The following is a 23,763-nucleotide window of genomic DNA, read 5'->3' on the forward strand; positions in this document are numbered from 1 at the left end:
CTATAATTCTTTTTCATACATAATCATTGCTAAAAGTGCAACTGGTGCTGTTTCAGCTCGTAAAATTCGTTGCCCTAATGAAATGGGGTTATATTGATATGAAGATAAAACCGCAATTTCATGTGGAGCAAATCCACCTTCAGGGCCAATTACAATTGTAATTGTTTTAAAATCATGTTGTAAAAACTGTTTTATTGATAATGTTTCTGCAACGTTTTCATAGCAAACAAGATTAACATCACTTTGATATTGTTGTAACACCTTTAAATCACTTTCAACATCATTTACGAACGGTACTTGATTACGGTAAGATTGTTCTGCTGCTTCCTTACAAATTTTTGTTCAACGTTCAATCTTTTTAAAATTATTTTCACCTTTTAATTGTACCACACAACGACTAAACTGAAAGGGAATAATTTCATTAACTCCTAATTCTGTTGCTTTTTGTAATAAATAATCTCATTTTGCATTCCGAATTAGACCTGCAATTAATCGCACTTTAATTGGACTTTCATGATTTTGCTGTAATTTTTTAATTAATTTAAATAAGTACTTTTGTGGTGTTTGTACTTCTAATATCGTTAAATAATGTTCACCATTATAAATGCAAATAATTTGTGTTTGGTCTCTTAAACGCAAAACTTGTTTAATTTGTTTAACATCATCTTCAGCTAAAATAAAGTAATTATTTTCTAATTGATTGGCAGCAAAACGGTGCATTATTGTTCATCTCCTAATATGTCTTCCATTATCTTATCTAATTCTTGGTACAGTTCTGGCAGTGATTTGTTAGTGGTTATTTTATAATCGGGTTTTATCTGTTTAAAAAAAGTTGCTTGAATTTTTAATAACTGTTCTGTTTGTTCTGATGATTGTTGATCACGAGCATTAATTCGCGTAATAATGTTCTTTTTACTAGCAGTAATAAATATTTTTGCTGTAAAAGAAAGCGCTAATGTGCTTAAACCAATTGCTTCAATTAAAAATTTTTGGTTTGGATTATTATTAATAATTGTGATAATTTGTTGATTAACTTTTGGTCATAAATAATTATTCAACTTATTGTTAGCAAGAGGATTAGTAAAAATAATTGTTCGTAAACGATCACGATTAACAACACCATTAATAACTATTCCCGGAAAAGTTTGCTCTAAAAAAAGTAAAACGGTTGGCTCTTGCATAATTTCTTTTGCAATTTTATCCGCATTTAAATAAGTGAAATCATATTTATTTTGTAAGTATTCACAGGCACTTGTTTTTCCTACTTCAATATAACCATAAACACCAATAATCATTTATGTTTAATTCCTTTCTAATTGCTTGTTACTAAAATTAATTTAAATTTAATAAATTTTCTGCAACAATAACATCAAAAATGGTTTGGGCAACAGGCATTGTTTCCATTGGTGTATAATGAATACCATCATATTCATTTTGATCTTCGGGATGTGGATTTGCTGATAATTGTAAATTAACAACAGGAATATTTAATTTTGCACAATATTTTTGATAAGCTTCTGGTAAGGATGTCAACAATTCACCATCATGCAATGATAATACTTTTGGTGGGCAAACTACTAAAACATGATAATTCACTTCTTTTTTATTATCTTTATGCAATACTTTCATTTTATTAATCAATTCCCCTAATGAATCAACAATTTTTGTTTCAATTGGATAATCTAGGATTTCTTTTAATTTTGCATAAGCATCATAACCAAAATAATCATTTGTTCCTAAAAAAATCATGAATAAATCAATTGGATGTGTTTTTTTATATAAAACTGATAAATTGTCGATTCCATTATCTTGGGGAAAACCAAAATCAATTAATGGCTTAATAATTGTTCGTCCTGGTTGGGCATCAGTTTGAATTTTAATTTCTCCTGTTTGATAATATTTTGTTAATAAATTTTCTAATTTTACTGGTCAATTATCAGCATCTGCCATTTTGCCAGTTCCCATCGGTAAATAACCAAAAGCTAGTGAATCTCCTAAAATTGCAATTTTCTTTTTCATCCAAACCTTCCTCTCTATTATACCATTATTTTATCTTACTTCATTATAATTAAGATTTAATTTTTAAAACTTTCTGAAAAAATAAAATAATCCATGCTAAACCAAATAAACCACGTAATGCATTAGGCAATGTTTGATAAACTCGTAAGTATTGCGCTAAAGAATAAAATAAAAATAAAAATGAAATAATAAATGAACAAAAAATTCATAACAAAATAATTACAATAATATTTAGTCATTCATTATTATTATTATTTTGTAATTGCGCTGTAAACTCACTTGATGAATGAAATCGAGTAAAAAAATAAGCTAATAATCATGATAATAGATATCAAAAATATAAAATTGGAGATAATAACAAAAATAAAATAACTTTTATAAAAATAAGACCTGTTGATTGTTTCACTGTTTTTTCGCTTCTTTCTATTTTAATTTTATAATTTTCTATTAAATAATACAATTCAAACTGAAAGTGCACTCAATATATTAATTACTATTATAAAGTTTTTTTAATGCATATGCAACTGGTGGAAAAATAGCAACCGCTAACAATATTTCTGGTAAATAATTCGTTGCTAAAATAATTCAAGTAAAAGTGTGAAAAAAGTGTTGTTGATCTGGGTCAGTATAAATTAAAGGACCAATAAAATATATAAAAACTAAAACAAAAATAGTATTTAACGTAGCTGCAGTAAAAGCAATAATAATATTATAAATTTTTAAATAATGTCGTTGGTATCAAGTCAATTCTGTAATTTGATTAGTATAAATTTTTGTTTCAATTTTAACCGAAGTTTTTGTTAAAAAATAAGCTAAAACACCAACACAAAGTCCCATTAAAACCCGTGGAACAACAGAAAACAATGGATTAAGAAAAATAAAACTAGTTGGACCTGGTGAAATTAATGTTTGAATTAATGAGGATAAACCAAAAATAAGACCATAAATTAAACCTGCTCAAATTAAATTTAAATTCATTGTAATATATAAAGCATACATTCCTATTAAAAATAAAATATGCATTAAGGTTAAACTAACTGGACCAATCGTAATATATCCTAATGATGGAACTAAAGCAAACAATAAAAAAATTGAAATAATAATACTATTAATTGTAATCATTCTTGTCGTTACTTTTTTCATTTATTCCTCCAATGATAACTAAATCATTTAATTGTCTATTAGTCCTTTATGTCTCATTTTCATGTTGCTATTTTTTTCTGATCAGCAATCGCAATATATGGCAAATTACGTAAACGTTCTTGATAATCTAAACCAAAGCCAATTAAAAAAGCAGGTGGAACATCAAATCCATATCAATCAGCAACTAAATCTACTTTCCGACCAGCTTTTTTATCTAATAAAGTAACAACTTTTACACTACGTGCTCCTTTTAGATATAAATAGTCTTTAATCATTTTAATTGTTTTACCACTATCAATAATATCTTCGACTAATAAAATGTCGCGATTTGTTATTGGCATTGGTAAATCAAGTAAAATTTGGGGCGTATCTTTACTCTTAATACCACCAAAATAAGATGAAACAACCATATATTCCGTTTCACATTCAATACCAACTAAATAAGAAATAAATTTTGCCATAAAAGGAATACATCCTTTTAATAATCCTAAGCATAAAATCGTATTATCTTTTGCTGGATATTCATTAAGATAATAATGACTAATTTGTTGGCCTAATTCAAAACATTTTTCATCAATTTCTTCAGTAGTAATTAAAATTTCTTTTACAAGGGGATGTATCTTCATTTTTCTGCCTCACTAAATATTAATAATTTATTTTAATAATATAATTATAGTATATTATAATACAATTAATGCTTAATTAAAAGATACTTAATCTTAAAAAAATAATCCAGAAATTTAAAACTAAATGTAATTTATTTTATTAATCTTGGTAAATAGGATGCTCAAAATTCGTGTCATAATTCTCACGCTTTTATTTTCAAAGTATAACTTGCTAAAAATAAATATACAAATCCTTCTGCAACAAAATCATCAAGATTATTAAAAGAATAACTACTTAAATAAAATAAATTTAAAATTTGTTTTTGCGTTAAACCTTGGCTATTCTCAATTTTATTTGCTAAAAAAACTTTAATTTCTTTAATAACATTGACTTGACGACTAAAATTAATATCAACGGTATGCCCCAATTCATGAAAAATAACATTAAAAATTTCACCAGAGCTTCATCAGCCATTTCGCCAAAAGTTAAATTCGTTTACTTTATGACTACAAAGCAAGATATTTCGTTCAAGTGTAATAGTTTGTTTAAACCCTTCTCAATATGTAGAACCAACAACCGAACCACGATTATCATTAATTCTTAATATTCTAACAAATTTTTTAACAATATCTTTTGATCAAATATTATTAATAAAATTATAAAATTTTACTAATAATGCTTTTAATTCTTCTTGATAATCTGGACAAAAAGTATTAATAACTTGTTGTCATCCTTGTTTTGTTTCATCATATCAAAAATTAGATAATTCTTCATAAGACTTAAAAACTTCTTGCGTATAAAATGGTAAATCAGTATTTTGTGCTTGCATTTAAAAAGCATTTGTTAAATTTTTTTCAAGATATGTTGTTTGATAATTATCAATTCATAAGCCATTATAACCACTTTAATAAAATCAAGTTGAATTAGGAGAACATATTGATATTCTAAATCAATGCTGTTTTTCCCTTGCTTAGGCTTAGGTGAAACACAGTATATAATATTCATAAAATAAAACTCAGTAAAAATATTACTAGTAAAATCAATGCAGTATTAATAGTATAAATTAGTTTTTTTCATTTTTTCATTAATAATAATTCCTTAAATTTGATATGTTTAATACTTTGACCTTATTCTTTACATACTATAAATAAAAATAAAAACATCTGTAAATTGTAAATGCAAATGTAGCACTTTATTGAAAAAGAATAAAGTGCTTTTTATTTTGTAAAAAATACTTATATTTATTGGATTAATCGTTAGATAGTATCTTTTACACTTAATAAAATATGTTTTTTCAGAAAAATCCATCCTTTCTTTTCTTAAAAAATTTTGAATAATTGTTTTATTTAGTTGTTAGTTAATTGTTAAATATAATTATGTAAATTGTACTATGAAGTGTAACACTCTACTTAATTTTATTATAACACCAATAAAATAAATGTTCAATATAATTTATTTTAAAAAAATTTAGTAGTTTTGTTTTAAATTTATGAATTTTGGCACACTAAAAAATAAAATGATTAAAATTTTTATAGGTAATTATATTAAAAATTAAACATTTGTATAAAAAATTCTTTTGAAGATAGTCAATGTAAAGATTTTTTAAGTTTAGAGTTTATTATATTAGCAACTTCTTGATAATAATTTCTTGAATAAATACTTAAATCAATTCCTTTGGAAAATCAATGTCTAAAATCACGAATTGCTCTTTCAACTTTGGGTTTTTGAGTTGGAGTTCCAGCATCACAAAAATATACTTTAGCATTTGTTATTTTTTCAATTTTTTCTCAATCAGCAAATTCTTTGCCTTGATCTGTTATTATTCCTTTGCATCTATCTTTAAAAAATCTATTAGAAAAAATTCGTTTTAATGCCTTTGTAACTTCTTTTGTTGTTTTTTCTTTTAATGGTTCAATGATTTTAAATTTCGTTAATTCTTCGATTAAAACTAAACAAATACTATTGTTTTTACCAACCATAGTGTCCATTTGAAATCAACCAAATTCATATTTATCATGTTTTGCTTCTTCAATAATTCTAAAATTTCTTATTTTCCCGCGATTATGAATCCTATTTTTTGTTTTATATTTTCTACCGTGAAAATACAAATTATCTTTCTTGAAATTTAAAAATCCCAAATGAATATATTTATATAAAGTTTTAAAACATATGGGAAATTTAACACCAAACTCTTTTTCATATTTTTTACAGATTTGTTCTGGTGAATCATGAAATTTGTTATATTTTTCATCTAGTCATTCTAAAATATTTAGCAATAATGATTATTTTTTAAAACATTTTTGTCGTTTTTGTAAATAATCTTCGTGTGCTAATTTAGCGTCATATTCATTATCATTTAACCTTTTTATTTCTCGTCTAATTGTATTGCGATTTTTATGCAATATTTTTGCTATTTTAGATATATTGGATTTACCATTTTTTCTTTTTAAAGAATCAAGTTCTAATAAATCTTTTAATATTATTCTTTCTTTAAAAGTAAAATGATGCTTTGTTTTATCCATTTTAAAAAATCCTTTCTTTTATATACAAAGTTAATTTATAGTTTTTTGAGGTTTTGGGCGAGCGGTTGATTTTCTTAAATTTTTGTGATAAAATAACTTACAAGTTAAAAAAGATTTTGAGGTTCTTTCAAACAAATTTGGGAACCTTTATAAAATTCTTCGCTTAACGCTTAGAATTTTTCCCAAATATTTTGAAAAGCGCGGCAAAAAATTTTTTAAATTTTAAGGCATTTTTCGCAAAACTTATGGAAATCACCGCGAGCCCAGATTTAGTACAATATAATCACAATAATAATCATTTGTATAATTTTCTTTCTAAAATAGATTTAAAAGTGCTTATATATATAATGTCAATAGATCTTGAAAAAAGTTTCAAGATAAAAGATAGGAAATTATAAAAAATGAAAAAATTACTTAGTTTATTAAGTGTATTAACAATTAGTGGAACTGCTGTACCAACAAAAATTGCCGCTAGTCCTTATCAAAAAGAAGAAACTAAATTAGAAAATAATGAAATTAGTTATTTACAAACAAATAATTTAAAAAATTTAAATAGAGTTAAAAGACAAGAAATAACATATCCAATATTAGAAGATGTGTTAATTGATTTAAGAAAAACTAGCATGAAAAAACCAATGGAATTTCAAATACATGATTGATGATGTGTTATTGCAATTTTAAAAAATATATTTAGTAATAATATTATTAATAATAAAGATCTTAAAGAAATAGAACAAGAAGAAATTGCAAGTTTTTTTCCAAACAATGCAAATGATGGCGCTTCATTATCAAAGGTAATTGAAATATTAAACACAAACCCGATAATTCAGGAAAATTTGGGATTTAATTTAAAGAAAATTGATTTAACTCGATTATTTTGAAATAAATTAAATGAAATAGAAAAAGTAATGTGGATAAGACATTTAATATGGGAATCTCTTTCTAGACAATCTCCTATTATGTTTGGTGGTTTATTTGATGACGACGAATATAATGATGAAGGATGTGATAGCTCTTATCATGCTGCATTAATTGTTGGAATCAAACCAAATAAAGAAAATATACTTGAAGATACTTATTATGTTAGAGATCCATGAAAAGACAGTGAAGCTGAATTTATTCCAGATCAAACTACAGAAATTTCAATGACGGGGAACAAATTTTTAATATTTTATTTAATCAAATAGAAAACGGTATCGTATTAATTCATGAAGATGTTTTTCAATTATTTTGTGAAAAAGCTATTAGTATTTTTTTATCAATTTGAGAAATGGCAGAACCAGAATTAATAGCAGCTATAGTATAGTAGAATTAAAATATGAAAAAAATATTAAGTCTTTTGGAAACAAATACTTTAATTAGAACAAATACAACAAATTTAGTTGCTTTTAATAAACCACAATATAGCAAAAAAGAATTAGCAGATTTAAAAGAAAAAAATAATATAAAAACAAAAAATGGTATTTTAGAATGAATAGCATATCAAGAAAAACCATTTAATCAAATTGATAATAAATAATATTTTGTTGTGTGGCGTGTTGATGAAAGTGCTGATTGGCGTATTATTAAGTTTAAAAATAATGAAATGACTATTAAAATTGATAATTCTAATAATCGGCAATTGCAAAAAACTGATTTAGGTATGGGAAGAGATTTATATATTACAAATGATTCAGGGTTTGTTAAATATGTGACACATTGAACAGATGATAATGGTTCTTACTTTAAATCAGTTTATCGTTGAAATAATGATAGCGAACCAAATATATATGTTGAAAATAAATTAAAAAGTTATTTAGATTTATAAATCTAAATAACTTTTTATATTTCTAATGTAATTAATGATAATTTTTCATTATTTTTATTAAATAATTTTAAATTATTAATATTAATTTGTTCTTTTGTGGGTGGATAGGAAAATATTAAACTATTTGATTTTTTTTAAAAATTAACAACTGCGATATTTGAATATGAGTTTTCATTTTCAATGCCATTTTTATACAAATATCATTCATTATCTTCGATTAATTGTAAATATGTATTTCTGTCTTTTCCACTGACTTTAGTTCCGATAGGACAATTTTTGATTAATTCTAAGTTAATATCTTTTCCTTCAGTAATTTTTTCATTTATTTTTTCAATAAAAATATTTATATCATAATTCCCATAACATCATATGCCAGATATTTCGATTTGATTTAAATTAAATAGTTTTTCGTGTTTTAAAAAAGTTATTTTAATACTGTCCTCAACTAAATTTTTAGTTATACTCACTCAATTTGATTTAAAATAAAGTAATTTATTTCATTGAGAAAAATAGTTTAAATAATCTTTTATTTTGTCATTAGAAACAATTAAATTAGTTAAATATTTGCCATATTCACCATCAGATAGTTTAATTTCAGCAGGAATAAGAGAAGGTATATTATTTGTTTCTAATTCACTTGTTATGGATAATCAATTAAAGTAATTTGCTTCTAATTGATAAATATAGTTTTCTGAAATATCTTTGTTTTTAACAGTTACTTTAATTTCATCATTTTTATTAATATTATTTTGATTTTTTAAATTTCAATCTGTAATTTGTCCTGTTTTAGGTAAAATAAACGGTGTATTTGGTTCGCTATCATTATTTCAACGATAAACTGATTTAAAGTAAGAACCATTATCATCTGTTCAATGTGTCACATATTTAACAAACCCTGAATCATTTGTAATATATAAATCTCTTCCCATACCTAAATCAGTTTTCTGCAATTGCCGATTATTAGAATTATCAATTTTAATAGTCATTTCATTATTTTTAAACTTAATAATACGCCAATCAGCATTTTTATCACCACGCCACACAGCAAAATATCATTTATCATCTTTCTCATTAAATGGTTTGTCATTTGAATAAACCTCTTCTCAATAATTTATTGGTGTTGTTGGAATAGAACCACCAGTAAAATTAAAATATGATGAATTTAATTTAACTTTGCAATGTTCAAACTCTCAATATCCAGTTTCTACCTCTCTTGGATTAGATATTAATTCAAAATAATAAGGGGCAAATAATTTAACATCATCATTATAGCCTTTATTAATTGCATATTTACTATATGTATAATTTGATAACATGTATATCACTTGTTTAATTCTTTTTACATATCTTTTATGTAATTCACTTGGATTGTCTAATTTTCAATTTTCAAATAAACCATCAATAACATCTTCTGGTTTTTGTCCTTCAAATTTTTGACGTAATTCAGCCGCTTTATTAGTGGGATTTCCTTTTTCATCATATTTTGCACCTTGAAATTTTCAATCATAATTATAACGATAAGTTAAATAATTTAATAAAACTTTTTCTAAACCATTATTTTTTATTAAACTTAAAATATCATCTGGTTGAATATATATTTTTGCAATAAACCACGGTAAAAAACTTTCGGTAAATCAATATTGAAATACTCTTAAATTAGGTTTTGTTTCAATAGACATAGATAGCAACGGTACTAAATTAGCATTTTCAACTATTGATGAAGGATAAGAATAAACACCATTAATATTACCTCAACATTTAATATTTCCAAATAACATTGATTTAGGGTATTTAATCTCAATCCCAGTAAATACTGTATCTTCGGGTAATAATTTTTGTAATACTAAATGAATACTATTTTGGTTTTTTCATTTAAAATCAGTCACCTTAACTAAATGAATAGATTTAATAATATCAACACCATCAGATGAATAAGGTCTTTCATATTCTTCGATAATATAACATTCATTTTTATTGTCTTCGGTAATTGGTTCATTAATAGATACTATTTTTAAGTCATAGGATTCTAAAAATTCTTTGTCTTTTTTGAAATATCATTAATTAAAATATCTTTTTCATCAATCATTACATAAATTGTGCTATTATCTTGTACTGTGGTATTTTGTTGTATTTCTAATTTAAAGTTAAAATAGCTAATTTCATAACCAGTTATTTTAATATATTCATCTTTGTCAATAAAACCTATTTTAACGCTATTTTGAGAGTAGTTTAAGATTGGTTTTTGCTTTGTCTTAACAAGATTATTAATTTTATAAATATATAAGGTTATAGCACGGTCTTCAGTAAATAATTGTTCTAAATCAGGGTCGCTGTACTGCGATTGACTAGCAAAATCTAATGGAATACTATCAATTGAATAGTTAATTGGTTCATCATTTTTTGCTAATTGTGCTAACATTTTTTCAGATGGTTTCAACATTATTCTTTTCCTCTTTTTCTTTTATTTTTTCTAAATTGTTTATATGTTTAGATGTCATTTTTCAATAAGACCGTATTACAAAATAAACAATAATCAGAGTTAATTAAATTAACTGGACATTCACAATTTTTACAATATTTTGCCATTATTCTTGTTTTCCTTCTTCATTAGGCATATTGATAATAGTTTCGTTGTTTTTTAATTGTCTGTTTAAAGTAGCATTTACTGGTAAGCGAACATCAACAATTAACTCGTCAATATTTTTAATATTGAATGTTTTACTGTTTAAAATAGCATTATCATATTTAATTAACTTAATAATAAATTCAGTTAATTTAATTTCTCTAATATATATCATTTGTTCGTATGATGCGTTTGTTTGAATATTTACACCAGCAACTTCTGCCTGAGTTTGTTGTGCTCCCTTAGCAATGGCGGGAACATGATGTCGATTTATTTTATAGTAATTTGTTAATAATCAATCATATATTTTAGTTAATTGCTCACCTTTAAAATTACCAGCAATATAGTCTACTGGTTGAAAATTACTATCAGGGTTTCCTTCAACTAATAACAAGTCATTTCCAATAAATGATGCCAGCATTTTACTAATTTCTTGCTCAACCACACCAGTAACTCCATTAGTATTAATAGTAAATTTACCACTATTTAATAATGGATCTAACATTATCTTTTCAACAATAATATCTAAAATACTAGCAAATTGTTTACCATAACGAGCAGAAGGCTCAAAATTAGGGTTATTATGAATAATTTGAATTGGAATAAAATTAAGTGGTAATATTTCTTCTCTTTGTAAAGTTGTATAGTTATTTCATTTAGCATCATCAATATATAAGTCGGTAATAGTACTATATAATCGTGTTTTTAACTTTCTAATAACTTTAACTTGTTTAGTTACAGCATCAATCTCTAATTTTTCAGTAATAAAAATACTCTGATCATTTTTAATATAAGGGTCATAATCAAAAGTGCAAGATACTAAATTACCTAATTCATCATACTGGTTATTGTAAAAATCAATAGTAATAAAATTAAGTTTTGAATTATTAGCAAAAATAAAATATGCACCTTTACCATTCTTATTAATTTTATATTCGTTATATCAATTCTTATTGGTAAAGTCCTGTATTTTTAAAAAGCTATTAATTAATTTAGTATCTATTTTTTGATTAGTAAGTGGATTATAAATGCTAATTTCTAAATCTCGCAGATTTAAAAAATTAGCATTATCTTCACAAATTCTTTTTTCTAAAATCTCATTATGTTTTTGAACAGTAACATTTTTACGATTAGTAATCGTTGATGCTAAATTAAGATAATAACCATCAATATCATATTCTTTTTTTAATTTCTTTTTTGCTGATAATAATCCCATTTATAACACCTCTTTATTTTGTATCTTCTTTTTTAATAACATCTTCAATACTATCTTGTTTTTGTTGTTTGTTATGTGTTTTGATAAATCTAATTGTTTCAATAATCAAAACTATAATTCCAGCTCCTATAAGCATTGCTGAAACAATAACATATGCTGGTCAAGAAATACCTAATGTTTTTTCTCCTATAAAACAAATAATAATTCCTGCAATAAAAAACAATGATGAAATTCCAAATATTTTCAAAAACATAATTACATCTTTAACTTCTACTTTTGGAATAATAACATCTCCTTTCTAATTTACTTTTTTTCTTTCAATAAACACAAATCCCAAAGGTCTAAATGTTGCTGGACCATTAACTCCAATATTAATCAATCCATCAGGATTAATAGATAATGCTAAACATGCACTATTAACACCTATTTGATCATATATAACACCTATTGTTTGTCTAAAACTATGCCTTGTTTGCAACATCCCTTGACTTTTTAAATCTCCTTTGCTATCTTTTCCTGAGGCTCAAATTCTATAAATATAATTTTCTTTATCAAAATTAGGAATAGTATATCCTTTTTGACCAACTTTAAAATCACTAGTATCAACAATTTCTCAATCTGGAACTTTTGGTATAACAATTGATTTTTTTAATTCATCTAAAATTTCTTATTTTATTTTTGCAAGTTTTTCATCTTTAATTTTTTCTATAACAAGTTTATCTAATAAAGCATCAACTTCTAATTGAGTATAATATGCTTCTAAATCAATCATTGTTAAATCAATACCTTCTTCTTGAAAAGTACGAAACATTTTCTTTAAAGTTGTTAAATTAGCCAATGATTTTGCATAGGTAGGCAATAGACCTTGTCATGTTGCCATTGGGTCATTTTGTGAAGAATAATTAATATCACCAACACTCATATTTGCCGAAGTAAAAAACTCAATTGGAATACGATTAAATGTTCAATGTTCAATTAAAATAAACACCATATTAATACAAATTTTCTTTAATAATGGGTCTTTAAATGTTTCAAATTTTAGCTTTGAAAATGGATAGTTTAAGTAAGAATTAATCATATTTTGGGCTCTTAAAGCAAATGTTTTAAATCATAATTCTACATCACCTTTAAAGAACTTATTATAACGAACTGGAACTTTTGTAAATTTTACCTGTCATTGGAATAAAATTATTATAATTTTCCAAAGTAACATTTTGTCATAATTCATTTAACATTTAATCATCTCCTTATCATTTACTTTTTTTAGAATATATTTTCTTTAATATAAATTTTTTACTATTTATTAATGTTTTTGTTTTAATTTTTTTGTTTAAATCTTGTTTTGTTCTGAGTTGTTTATATGCTTGAAATCTAGTCCATTACCCAATAAACTAGTAATTGCACTATCTTCTAACGCATTTAACAATTTATTTTTATTAAAGTTATTTTTAAATTGTTCTTGCATTTTTAATATCTTAGCAATTGTCCGATATATTTTAAAACTATCTTTTACTACTTGCTGATAAGCAAGTGGGGCAAAAGAAACTAAATTAAACAAACTTGTTTTTTAAATCCCCAACCAATAAACCACTCACTGTTCATATAGAATTTAAACGGTTCAGGAGCCAAAACAAACTGTTCTGCTTTGATTAAAGTTGTCATAATGAGAATAGGGACATATTTAGGATTTTTATAATATATTGTTAAAGCAACTTAACCCGCAACTGATAAAGGAACAATTTTAACTGCTAAAAAAACATCAGAACCATAAGCAAAAGGTAATAATTGACCTTTTTTAATAGCCTTAGTTTCAAATTTAGATAATATTTTTTTAGTTTTATCAGTAATTTTACTAATTACTTTTTGTTTAATAGTAATTATTTGTTTTTGAATTGGGGTTAATAATTTTTTAGTTACTTTTTGAATATAAAAATTTGGGTTTAAATGATTTAAAATTTTATTTAATTTAATTGGTGTTTGATGAAAAATATTTAATAATTTATTATTATATATTTTACTGCCCCTCATTAAATTAGCATTTAATAGTAGATTTTTACCAACACCTTTTTTATGAAGATTAGTCATAATGTTATATCACTCATTAGTATTAATTTTACTTATTTTATCAATATTTAATCCATATTCAGACAATCATTTATTAGCATTTTTTCATTCACGCGTGGTATTTTTTGAACTAATTTAGGACTTATTTTTTGAATATTTTTCTCAATTTTTAATAAATTATTAATTGTTTCTAAATTAGAAACTTTAAAACCTTTAAAAAATCATTTCGGGCTAATTTTCCAATTGTATATAATAAAGTTTCATTATTAGCCTGCTTTGTAAAATCAAATATTAATTTATCAGATAAAATCTTTTTACCTGTAACTTGCCTTGCAACATCTTCTAAATTATTAGCAGTTATTACACCTAATTTTTCAAGTAGTTTAGTTTCTTTTGCTAATTTTAAAATTCTAGTTGTTCGAACAGCACGCGTTAATTTACCAATTCCACCAATTGCTGGTAACAAATTTAAGGCGGTACTTTTTGCTGTTACTTCTGATGTTAATTTATCATATATTTGATTTACAGCAAAATCAGTTGCTGTTTCTACTCCAAACGAGATAAATGCTGCGGCAAAATTAGATAATCCCGCACCAAGACCAACAGTCGAAGCAATACCACCAGTTAAAACTGATAAACCAAGAGCTAAAACTTGAATTCCTAAAAATTCTAATAACTGTAAACCAAAACTTTTTTCTTGTTGTTGGATCGACAATCTAGTTGGATTTTTTTAACAGCATAAATAAGGGCTGTTTTAGATGTTCCAATTGGCATATCATTTATCAAACGAAAAAGTACTATTTTTTAGTACTATTAAGAATTTTTAATTTTAACATCAATCGGATTTGTTTGACCAGTAGCGTTGTTTTTACCTTCAATTTGAACTGCAACTGTTTTATCATTCGTAATATTAATTGGTCAGTCTTCACCTTTACTTTCAATAAAGTAATCAAAATCACTTTCAATTAAAGAACTATTTACTGCTTTTACTGCTTTTAAAACAACATCTTTAAATTGTGGTTTTAACTGTTCGGCTGTTGCTTTTGTTGGGTCTGCAACATGAATAGTTGGTTTATCTAATTTATTAATTTTACTAATATCAATTTTTGAAACAATATGTTTAATAATTCCTTTTGGTTCAACCACTGCTCCACCTAAATATAAAACTCTTTCCATAATCAAAGTATTACCCATTCCAGTAGCTAACGCAGCAGCATTAACTCTTAACGGAGTATGATCTTTTTTGTGTAAAATAAGAGGATCATATTTTTTGCTAAACTTAAAGGCAATTGCATTAACACCATCTGGTAATAATTCAATTGTTCCTTCTGAACCATCTTTATTAATAATTGGTAATTTTTTAGGAACCATATAGTATGTTGTTCCTTCAACAGTTTTCATTGCTCCACTTGTTGTGATTACACTATTTATTTGGTTGTTTGCTCCAAGTTGTAACTGTAATTTATTACGAATTCCACGAATAAAATCAGCCGAACCTAAAACAATTGTTTCTGATGGAGTAAAGCCGTTTTCATATATTTTATCCATAATTTCATCATGAATTTGTAAAGCATTTGTATCATCTGCTTTTTTTGCCTTGAATAGTTTTAACTGTTCCTTTATTAATAATTTCTAAAATTTTATTGCGTTTATAAGCAACCTCAGTATCCATTGCTTGCTCAATATCGGCAGCCCAAAGATTAGGATTAAAATCATTTTCTACAGGGTCTAATTTACGAGCAAAAGTTAAAATTGTATCTAATTCAACAACTCCATCTTCAAATTCTACTGTTGAATATTTTAGAAGATTATTATCGGTATTAAATACTTGTCCATCTTTTCCCAAACCTTCATTATATTTAATATTTTTCTTTCTTTTATATGTTAAACCAAATTTATTTGCTTCTTTTCACGCAAATAAAGCTTCTCAACTAAATTTTTGTTGATAAGTTTGTAAATATCATTGTTCAAATGTTTCTCGGTCTCGTTTTGTTGCTTGATTAGCAATATCTCCGAAAATTCTTTGCGGGTTTTGTGCCATAATTTACTTCCTTCTTTCTATTTATTAAATACATTGTCTGTATCTAAAATATTGTTTTCTTTGTTTACTACTTTTGGTACGCCCCCAGTATTAACTGTTTGTACCTTAATTAATTTATCATAAACACTTTGCAATTGTGTTTTAATGATTTCAATATCATCAGTAATATCATAAGATTTTAATAAAACATTTTTAAATTCTTCATTATCAGTTAAAGAATTAATAAAGTCAATTACTTCATTTGTTTTAATTGAATTATTTGTTGTTCAATTTGTGAAGTTAATTCAGTATTTTTTGTTTGTAGTTCGTTGATTTGCTGATTACTATTTTCTAAATTAATTGCATTAAATTCTTCAACTTCAGCAGTATTTTCTAAAATAATTTCAGCAGTTTTAATATTTAAACTACCATCTTCATTTTTAATAGATTCACTATTTTCATTAATAAGAACATATTTTACATTTTTTAATGCCATTGTTTTTCCTCCTATTTTTTAATATTTGTATTTGTTCTTTTTCTAATCGCTTTTTGTATAATTTCAAAACTGTCTACTCTAAAAGACAAAAAATAGCGTTTAGTTTTTATATTTAACTGATTAAATACTGAGCCTTTAATTTTTATCTCATCATCTTTTTTTGATTTCAAAAACTCAGTTAAAATAGATGGGTTATATATTGATAATGTTGAGTAATTTAATCCTTCTCACTGGCATTTAGCCGAACAAGCATCAACTTCAACACCAGCAGCAACAAGAGCCTTAATCTTAGTTTTAATAGGATTTTCATGTAATCTAACAGTTAATTCTAACTTATTAACTTTTTTATTTTTTATTTTAGGTTTATTAGTTATTGATTTTTTAGGCAAATTACTTTTTGTTTGTGCCATTTTTATCAACTCCTTTTGCTAAAAATACTGTAAATGTTTTCAAGCATCGTGTTCGTGCTCTGACATTTTAATATTTCCTTTATAAATATAATTTTTCTTAATGACTGGTGATTGTAAAATATATTTTAAATTAAATAGATATTTGCATAAAACTTTTAAACCACCAATAAATTTAGGAGTAGATAATGAATTTTTTATTTTTAAACCCTTATGAAGTTGATAATCTTTAATTATTACAATAACTTTATTTAAATAAGAACAAATTTTATTTTTAAACTCATTTAATATTAAATACATATTATTTATTGCTTCTTCTTCATTTTTGGAATTAAAAGTAATATTATTAATTATTTTCTTTTGCAAAACATTATAAATAATAATACCAGTTTGTCCAATTCCAGCAGGGTCAATTGCAATAATATATTTTAATTTATTTGTTTTATTTTTTTGTCAATTTGTAATATTTTTCATCCATCGGATGCTAAATCTAAAATATCGTTAATTTTATAATATTGCATATATGAAACAATAACATCTCACTTGTCTTTAAATAAATTTAAGTACATTTTGGCTCATTCTAAACATTGCAAATCATAATGCTTTTTATGATGTGAAATACGACAATTAATAGGTTGACAATTAACTCAATAAAATGATGTTGTTATTTCATTTCAAGTTTTATTAATATATTTACTTTTATATTCTGTCATTTATCTATACTCCTTAATTCTTTTTATTTGTTGCTCAAATTTCATCATTAATATCATTTACTGTTACCAGATAAGCTTGTATCATTAATTCTTGTAATTTATTTTTAATTTTTTTATTTCATTTTTTCATCAAATATTTTCCTTTCTGTAAAAAAACATAATATTCCTTTATTGGTTAATATTTTGATATTTAGTAAATAATTTATTTTAGTATTTAATTACTTCGTCGCTCGCTTCACTTTGGGGAGTGAGCGGGGGCGGATAGGATATTTTGATAGAGTTTACCCCCATACGGAAATAAACAAAAAACAGTTTACCCAGTTATTAATTACGCTTCATCCATCCCTAGACAACTTTATACAAAGAAAATAACCTTTTGGAGTTCCAACCCTCTTGTTTTTTTAGTGTCCGATATTGTTTTTTTCGGTTTAACAACACTCTTTTTATAAAAACAAGCCAAAAAACACATGCTCTGACATTTCGAAAGTGATTAATCTTGCCGAGAATTAAAGAAATAAATAGGAGTAGTAAATCCAATCGCTTTCACACTTTCTTTAAGGCTTCGTTCCATAGATGAGTTATCCATCTTTAAGCATCAAAAAATATTAAGTTTTAAAGATTAAATTTTAGATTAATCGTTAGATAGTATCTTTATTTTTTTATCTCATTATCTTTTTTAATTCTTTGTTTATTAAATATATTTTTTAGTAATTATATTTAACAATTAATTAACAACTAAATAAAACAATTATTCAAAATTTTTTAAGAAAAGAGAAAGGATGGATTTTTCTGAAAAAACATATTTTATTAAGTGTAAAAGATACTATCTAACGATTAATCCAATAAATATAAGTATTTTTTACAAAATAAAAAGCACTTTATTCTTTTTCAATAAAGTGCTACATTTGAATTTACAATTTACACATCAAAATAAAAAAAAGTAAATTATTTTACTTTTTTCAGTTAAATTAATTTGCTAATAATTAAAACTTTATTTATAACACAATAAATAAAAAATAATATCTTTTTTTGCATTTTCATTATTTTTGTGCTAAAGTCCTAAACTATAGAAAAGAGGGTATAAAAATAATAAATGTTGATAACAATTTTTAAAAGAATTTTATTAATTTATTAAATATACAAAGTATTGAAATTATTCAACAAAGTTTAGAAGATTGTGATGAATGAATTTTTAAAAATTATAAAATTGATAAAACTTTAAAAGAATTTAAAAATTATAAAGTAAAAGAAATAAAACCAAGAAAATTAACTATTTTAAATGGGAAAATAACTTTTAAAAGAAGAAAATATTATAAAATTAATCAAGAAACAGGTAAAGAAGAATATATTTTTCCTTTGGATAAACTTTTAGGAATTAAAAAATGACAAAGAATAGATAATTATGTTAAAGAAAAAATATTATCATTTATTGGCAATAAAAAAACATATCAAGATATTTTAGATACTATGAAACATGTAAAAATTTGTATAAAAACAATTTCAAATATTATGAAAAATGCAAAAATTGATAAAGAATATTATATTAATAAAACTGATAAAAAAATAAATGTACCTCATACTTTATATATTCAAATTGATGGAACTTATTTAAAAATTTGAAATGAAAATAAAAAGGGGAAAGAAAAAATAAAAAAACATAGTATATTTTCAACTGTTCATACTGGTTTTGATAAAACAAAATCAACTAAAAAAAGACCTGTAATTGCAAATAAATTAGGAGTTATAGAACTAGATAATATTCCAGAATATATTAAAAAAATAGTAAATTAATTAATTTTGTTAGTAAATTACTTACATTAATTACAAGTTATTATGATATTAATGACAATATTGAATTTATGGTATTAGGAGATGGTGCACCTTGAACTTAAAAATATGGCAAAATTTATTTAAGAATATTTTCCTAAAAATAAAGTACATTACACGATAGATAAATTTCATCTTACAAGTAGATTTAAAAAATTATATCCTTAACAAAGTAAAAACAAAGAAAACAGAGAAACATACCATAAAGCAGTCGATTATTTTTTAAATGGTAAATATGAAGAATTATTAGAACGCTTAGAAAACAGTGCTTCTTTTATAAAAGAATCAAAAATGAAATTCTTAAAAGAAACAATTAAATTAATTAAAAATAATGAAGAAGGTGTCAGAAATCAAACATTATGAAATAATATTGGTTGTCATATTGAGGGTGATATATCACATTACTGTAAAGGTGTTTTGGTTAAAAAAGCAACTTATCATGAAAAAACTCTTAAAAATAAATTAAATACTAGTATGATAAATTTTAAAAATAAAATTAATTTATTTAATACTAATAAACCATTAGAAGAAAATAGAATTAATTATTCAGTTAATAATTTTGTAAATAATAATTTACAACCAAACTTATATTTTTATTAATTTTATCTAATAAATTAAATAATTTTAATAAACATGTATTTTTGTCGTGGAAAAATTTAAAAAATGTTAAAATATTGTTGACAATAAAATTAAAAGTAATATAACTTAAATAAGTAAGTGGTATTTTTATTCCACAATTTTTAAGATATTAATTAAAACCCTTAAATAATACATACAGCCAATAATTTAATGTGAAAAAATTTTTTAAAAAAGTATGAAAAAATGATATTTTTAAAATTTGTTTAACGAGTTTATTGATAACAATAACAACATTTTTGTTTTTTTATTTTAAAATATGACCATGATTTAGTTTTCAGTATAACGAATGAGGAATACAGATAGCTTTTTTTTGTTTAATGATATACATTATACTTGTTGCTGTGGATATTCTTTTTATTGGAAAAATAATATTTGATTTGTTATTTTTTATTTGAGAACTAATTGAAAATAAAAAAGAAAAACAACATAAATAATTAAAATAACACAAAACAAGATAATTAATATCTTGTTTTTAGAAAGAGGTGCAGAAATGATTAATTGCCCATTTTGTAAATATATTCATAATATTTATAATGAAAACAATATTAATATATTATTTTTTTGTTCTTATAGGTATCCCAATTCATGAATCCTTTCATAATCATTAAAAATTACTTTAATAATCAACAGCAATATTATCGAAAAAAGAAAAATATTTATTATAAAAAAAGAAACAAATTCAGTAAAAGCAAATTTTTAAAACAACAAAGGAGGATGAAAATATGAAATCAAACAACACAGAAGATTTTAGTGGAATAATGAATGTTGTTATATTATGAAGCAATGTTGTTTTGGGAGTAATAATGGGTTTGGCAGTTGTTTTTGCAATTTGAAAATTAATTATTATTTTAATTTCAATAATGCGAAACGCTGATAATCCTGAAGCAAGAGGAAATGATTTAAGTGCTTTAAAATGGCCGATTATAGCAATTATTATAATTTTAGTTGTAATTGCTGTTATGAATGTTATTTTTTACAAGTTATTAAATCATATAACTATTTGGGCAATTATGTTTAGAGCCAGGGGAAGTTTAAAACACTTATGGAACGGGATGTTTTATTTTAATGAATACTGGTGAAAAACCAGTTACATTAAAAAATGGCTTATTAACAATAATAGCCTTAGATTATCAAAACAAAATTACTTATGCCTTAGAAGGGTCAGTCTTTGTTGCTGGAGCTGCTATTCAATGACTTCGTGATCAAATTAAAATTGTTTATCATGCTAGTGAAACAGATTGATATACTAATCTTGTTCAAGGTGACCAGCAAGTTTATGTTGTTCCTTCCTTTACCGGGTTAGGATCACCTTACTGTGATTCTTATTCACGTGGTGCAATTTTTGGATTAGAGCGTGGAACAAAACGAGAACATTTAGTTAAAGCAACATTAGAATCACTTGCTTATCAAGCATATGATGTCATTACTGCCATGGCTGAAGATTTACAACAGCCAATTAAACGAATTAAAGTTGACGTTGGTGCTAGTCAAAATGAATATTTAATGCAATTTCAATCTGATATTTCACAAGTTGAAGTAATTCGCCCGCAAAATATTGAAACCACAGCCATGGGAGCTGCTTTTCTAGCCGGATTAGCTGTTGGATTCTGAACATCACCAGCAGAAATTAAAAAAATATCCGCTGTTAGAAAAAATATCATGCTAAATTAAAACAAGAAATTGTAGCAAAATTATTTAAAGGATGAAAAGTTGCTGTTAAGCGTACTTTAAACTGATTAAAAGAGATCGAATAAATTAATACGCTTATTAAGTAAGTTAAAATATTTTTAATTTTAAATAAAATGCATATGATATCAAATTTTATAGCATATTTTTAAATTTAAGATAAAAAAATGTGAGTATATTTTTACTCACATTTTTTATTTATCTGATAAATTAATAAATAATTCTTTAAAAATAGGGTTGTTTTTAATTTCATTTATGGAGACAACAATTTTATGAGAATTAATTTCTAATTTTTTCTTTTCATATTTCAAATCAATATCCATATTTTTAATTTTACTATTAATTTGTTTTTTTAAATTATTGCTCGCCAATTTTATTTTTATTACCCCTCTCCAATACAATATAATACTATCATATTATTACATATAGTATCAAAACGATGTTTCAACTATTTTTTAAAATTTCAAATATTTGGTATTGTTACGTTCTTTTATCACCATAAATATTTATATAATCATAATAAAAAAATAACCTTTTATAAGGTTATTTTTTTAAATCAGCAACATGTTTTTTTAAATTATAAAATGTTTTGATTCCATCATATTCAGCTACTGTTCCTAAATCATCTTCAATTGCTAATAAACGATTATATTTTGAAATTCTATCACTTCGTGACATACTTCCTGTTTTAATTTGACCAGTATTTAAAGCGACTGCTAAATCAGCAATTGTTGAATCTTCTGTTTCTCCTGAACGATGTGAAACAACTGCTGTTCAACCTGCTTTTTGTGCTAATTGAATTGTATCAATTGTTTCAGTAACTGTTCCAATTTGGTTTAATTTAATTAAAACAGAATTTGCGGCGTTACGAGCAATCCCTTCTGCTGTAATTTTTGGATTTGTAACAAATAAGTCATCACCAACAATTTGAATTTTATGTCCCATTGTTTTTACTTGTAATTCAAAACCAGCTCAATCACCTTCTGCTAAACCATCTTCAATTGAAATAATTGGGTATTTATCAACTAATTTGTCTAAATATTTAATTAATTCTTCTGTTGTCATGGCATATTTTTTACCAGTAACTTTTTCAATTTTCTTAAAGTGATATTTTTTATCATCAAAATATAATTCTGATGAAGCACAATCCATTGCAATCATAACACCTTCTTTGCCTGATTTATATCCTGCTTTTTCAATTGCTTCAACAATTAAATCTAAGGCAACCTCAGCTGGTGTTTTTGTTTGAAATGAAACTAAAGTTTGATCTTTATATGCTCAATTAAAATGCGGAGCAAAACCACCTTCATCACCAACAGCAGTAATATCACCTTTATCATGTAAGAATTTTTTTAAAGTATGAAAAATTTCTGATGATCATCTTAAAGCTTCTTTAAAAGTTTCAGCTCCAACTGGCATAATCATAAATTCTTGGAAATCAATTGCACTATCAGCATGTTCTCCTCCATTAATAATATTCAACATTGGAACAGGTAGTTTTTTCCCATTTACACCACCTAAATATTTGTATAATGGCATTTCTAATTCCGAAGCAGCTGCTTTTGCAACAGCCATTGATACTCCTAGCATTGCATTAGCACCTAAATTCTTTTTAAAATCAGTTCCATCTAATGTAATCATGGCATGATCAATTTCAACTTGGTTTGTTGCTTCCATTCCAACCAGTTGTTCGGCAATTTTTGTATTAACATTCCCAACTGCTTTTAAAACACCTTTCCCTTGGTAACGTCCTTTATCACCATCTCTTAATTCTAATGCTTCACGACTTCCAGTTGAAGCTCCTGATGGTACCATTGCTGAACCATATCCGCCAAATTCTGTTCAAACTTCAACTTGAATAGTTGGATTTCCTCGTGAATCAATTACTTCACGAGCATTAATTTTCTCAATTCTCGACATAATTTTTTACTCTCCTTCTAAGTGTATAATGTTATTATATTATTTGTTCAAAAAA

Annotated in this window: 28 protein-coding genes and 2 pseudogenes; 6 read left to right on the top strand and 24 right to left on the bottom strand. The window is 24.6% G+C overall.

Going from position 1 to position 23,763, the window contains the following annotated elements:
- The 7 genes and pseudogenes from ACZ91P_RS11875 to ACZ91P_RS11905 form a co-directional block, all read right to left on the bottom strand.
- Entirely contained in the window at positions 1 to 720 is a 720-nt protein-coding gene (locus ACZ91P_RS11875) for an RsmE family RNA methyltransferase (protein WP_465156403.1), read from the bottom strand.
- Positions 720 to 1,295, bottom strand: coding sequence for a dephospho-CoA kinase (gene coaE, locus ACZ91P_RS11880; protein ID WP_465156405.1), 576 nt, complete (start codon positions 1,293 to 1,295; stop codon positions 720 to 722). Before coaE ends, ACZ91P_RS11875 begins: the two co-directional genes overlap by 1 nt.
- 37 nt (positions 1,296 to 1,332) lie before the next feature.
- The gene (locus ACZ91P_RS11885; protein ID WP_465156407.1) at positions 1,333 to 2,019 is read right to left on the bottom strand and encodes a GDSL-type esterase/lipase family protein; all 687 of its coding nucleotides are present in this window, start codon (positions 2,017 to 2,019) and stop codon (positions 1,333 to 1,335) included.
- A gap of 486 nt (positions 2,020 to 2,505) precedes the next feature.
- Complete coding sequence (locus ACZ91P_RS11890) at positions 2,506 to 3,162, bottom strand: ECF transporter S component (protein ID WP_465156409.1); 657 nt, start codon at positions 3,160 to 3,162, stop codon at positions 2,506 to 2,508.
- A gap of 38 nt (positions 3,163 to 3,200) precedes the next feature.
- Entirely contained in the window at positions 3,201 to 3,788 is a 588-nt protein-coding gene (hpt, locus tag ACZ91P_RS11895) for a hypoxanthine phosphoribosyltransferase (RefSeq protein WP_465156411.1), read from the bottom strand.
- Between the two features lie 131 nt (positions 3,789 to 3,919).
- Positions 3,920 to 4,597: a hypothetical protein gene (locus ACZ91P_RS11900; RefSeq protein WP_465156413.1), complete on the bottom strand. Its 678-nt coding sequence runs from the start codon at positions 4,595 to 4,597 to the stop codon at positions 3,920 to 3,922.
- A 715-nt stretch (positions 4,598 to 5,312) separates the two neighbouring features.
- A pseudogene (locus tag ACZ91P_RS11905) lies at positions 5,313 to 6,290 on the bottom strand (IS30 family transposase).
- Between the two features lie 401 nt (positions 6,291 to 6,691).
- On the opposite strand from ACZ91P_RS11905, the gene ACZ91P_RS11910 reads away from it, so the two are divergent.
- The 3 genes from ACZ91P_RS11910 (at position 6,692) to ACZ91P_RS11920 (ending at position 8,097) form a co-directional block, all read left to right on the top strand.
- Complete coding sequence (locus tag ACZ91P_RS11910; RefSeq protein ID WP_465156415.1) at positions 6,692 to 7,477, top strand: hypothetical protein; 786 nt, start codon at positions 6,692 to 6,694, stop codon at positions 7,475 to 7,477.
- 131 nt (positions 7,478 to 7,608) lie between these two features.
- The gene (locus ACZ91P_RS11915; RefSeq protein WP_465156417.1) at positions 7,609 to 7,809 is read left to right on the top strand and encodes a hypothetical protein; all 201 of its coding nucleotides are present in this window, start codon (positions 7,609 to 7,611) and stop codon (positions 7,807 to 7,809) included.
- Positions 7,810 to 7,818: 9 nt separating this feature from the next.
- Positions 7,819 to 8,097: a hypothetical protein gene (locus ACZ91P_RS11920; RefSeq protein WP_465156383.1), complete on the top strand. Its 279-nt coding sequence runs from the start codon at positions 7,819 to 7,821 to the stop codon at positions 8,095 to 8,097.
- A gap of 134 nt (positions 8,098 to 8,231) precedes the next feature.
- On the opposite strand, the gene ACZ91P_RS11925 is transcribed toward ACZ91P_RS11920, so the two are convergent.
- The 15 genes from ACZ91P_RS11925 to ACZ91P_RS11995 form a co-directional block, all read right to left on the bottom strand.
- Entirely contained in the window at positions 8,232 to 9,983 is a 1,752-nt protein-coding gene (locus ACZ91P_RS11925; protein ID WP_465156419.1) for a hypothetical protein, read from the bottom strand.
- A 140-nt stretch (positions 9,984 to 10,123) separates the two neighbouring features.
- Positions 10,124 to 10,537, bottom strand: a complete 414-nt coding sequence (locus ACZ91P_RS11930; protein ID WP_465156421.1) for a hypothetical protein — start codon at positions 10,535 to 10,537, stop codon at positions 10,124 to 10,126.
- Positions 10,538 to 10,682: 145 nt separating this feature from the next.
- Complete coding sequence (locus ACZ91P_RS11935; protein ID WP_465156423.1) at positions 10,683 to 11,936, bottom strand: hypothetical protein; 1,254 nt, start codon at positions 11,934 to 11,936, stop codon at positions 10,683 to 10,685.
- Between the two features lie 13 nt (positions 11,937 to 11,949).
- Positions 11,950 to 12,189, bottom strand: a complete 240-nt coding sequence (locus ACZ91P_RS11940) for a hypothetical protein (RefSeq protein WP_465156425.1) — start codon at positions 12,187 to 12,189, stop codon at positions 11,950 to 11,952.
- A gap of 45 nt (positions 12,190 to 12,234) precedes the next feature.
- Positions 12,235 to 12,417, bottom strand: coding sequence for a hypothetical protein (locus ACZ91P_RS11945; protein WP_338990188.1), 183 nt, complete (start codon positions 12,415 to 12,417; stop codon positions 12,235 to 12,237).
- A gap of 186 nt (positions 12,418 to 12,603) precedes the next feature.
- On the bottom strand, positions 12,604 to 13,164 hold the full coding sequence (locus ACZ91P_RS11950; RefSeq protein ID WP_465156427.1) for a hypothetical protein: 561 nt from the start codon (positions 13,162 to 13,164) through the stop codon (positions 12,604 to 12,606).
- Between the two features lie 102 nt (positions 13,165 to 13,266).
- Positions 13,267 to 13,494, bottom strand: a complete 228-nt coding sequence (locus ACZ91P_RS11955) for a hypothetical protein (RefSeq protein WP_465156428.1) — start codon at positions 13,492 to 13,494, stop codon at positions 13,267 to 13,269.
- A 155-nt stretch (positions 13,495 to 13,649) separates the two neighbouring features.
- The gene (locus ACZ91P_RS11960) at positions 13,650 to 14,087 is read right to left on the bottom strand and encodes a hypothetical protein (RefSeq protein WP_465156430.1); all 438 of its coding nucleotides are present in this window, start codon (positions 14,085 to 14,087) and stop codon (positions 13,650 to 13,652) included.
- A 103-nt stretch (positions 14,088 to 14,190) separates the two neighbouring features.
- Positions 14,191 to 14,715 (bottom strand): hypothetical protein, encoded by a 525-nt coding sequence (locus ACZ91P_RS11965; protein WP_465156432.1) that lies wholly within the window; start codon positions 14,713 to 14,715, stop codon positions 14,191 to 14,193.
- A gap of 98 nt (positions 14,716 to 14,813) precedes the next feature.
- A complete protein-coding gene (locus tag ACZ91P_RS11970; protein ID WP_465156434.1) occupies positions 14,814 to 15,548 on the bottom strand; it encodes a hypothetical protein in 735 nt (244 codons plus the stop codon).
- Complete coding sequence (locus tag ACZ91P_RS11975) at positions 15,541 to 16,041, bottom strand: hypothetical protein (protein WP_465156436.1); 501 nt, start codon at positions 16,039 to 16,041, stop codon at positions 15,541 to 15,543. The genes ACZ91P_RS11970 and ACZ91P_RS11975 overlap by 8 nt, the downstream gene beginning before the upstream one ends.
- A gap of 232 nt (positions 16,042 to 16,273) precedes the next feature.
- Positions 16,274 to 16,516, bottom strand: a complete 243-nt coding sequence (locus tag ACZ91P_RS11980) for a hypothetical protein (protein ID WP_465156438.1) — start codon at positions 16,514 to 16,516, stop codon at positions 16,274 to 16,276.
- Between the two features lie 11 nt (positions 16,517 to 16,527).
- A complete protein-coding gene (locus ACZ91P_RS11985) occupies positions 16,528 to 16,926 on the bottom strand; it encodes a hypothetical protein (RefSeq protein WP_465156440.1) in 399 nt (132 codons plus the stop codon).
- 18 nt (positions 16,927 to 16,944) lie between these two features.
- Positions 16,945 to 17,397: a hypothetical protein gene (locus tag ACZ91P_RS11990; RefSeq protein ID WP_465156442.1), complete on the bottom strand. Its 453-nt coding sequence runs from the start codon at positions 17,395 to 17,397 to the stop codon at positions 16,945 to 16,947.
- Positions 17,352 to 17,636, bottom strand: coding sequence for a hypothetical protein (locus ACZ91P_RS11995; protein ID WP_465156444.1), 285 nt, complete (start codon positions 17,634 to 17,636; stop codon positions 17,352 to 17,354). The genes ACZ91P_RS11990 and ACZ91P_RS11995 overlap by 46 nt, the downstream gene beginning before the upstream one ends.
- A 1,218-nt stretch (positions 17,637 to 18,854) precedes the next feature.
- Here ACZ91P_RS11995 and ACZ91P_RS12000 point away from each other — a divergent pair.
- From ACZ91P_RS12000 to ACZ91P_RS12010, 3 genes and pseudogenes are all read left to right on the top strand, one after another.
- On the top strand, positions 18,855 to 19,427 hold the full coding sequence (locus ACZ91P_RS12000) for a UPF0236 family transposase-like protein (protein WP_465158994.1): 573 nt from the start codon (positions 18,855 to 18,857) through the stop codon (positions 19,425 to 19,427).
- A gap of 327 nt (positions 19,428 to 19,754) precedes the next feature.
- Entirely contained in the window at positions 19,755 to 20,063 is a 309-nt protein-coding gene (locus ACZ91P_RS12005) for a hypothetical protein (protein ID WP_465156446.1), read from the top strand.
- 1,035 nt (positions 20,064 to 21,098) lie between these two features.
- Positions 21,099 to 21,856, top strand: a pseudogene (locus ACZ91P_RS12010) (FGGY-family carbohydrate kinase); the annotation flags it as partial.
- A gap of 126 nt (positions 21,857 to 21,982) precedes the next feature.
- On the opposite strand, the gene ACZ91P_RS12015 reads toward ACZ91P_RS12010, so the two are convergent.
- Positions 21,983 to 22,159, bottom strand: coding sequence for a hypothetical protein (locus ACZ91P_RS12015; RefSeq protein WP_465156448.1), 177 nt, complete (start codon positions 22,157 to 22,159; stop codon positions 21,983 to 21,985).
- Between the two features lie 172 nt (positions 22,160 to 22,331).
- Complete coding sequence (eno, locus tag ACZ91P_RS12020; protein ID WP_465156450.1) at positions 22,332 to 23,708, bottom strand: phosphopyruvate hydratase; 1,377 nt, start codon at positions 23,706 to 23,708, stop codon at positions 22,332 to 22,334.
- Positions 23,709 to 23,763 lie beyond the last annotated feature (55 nt).

The sequence above is a fragment of the Spiroplasma endosymbiont of Halictus nicosiae genome (genome assembly GCF_978018445.1).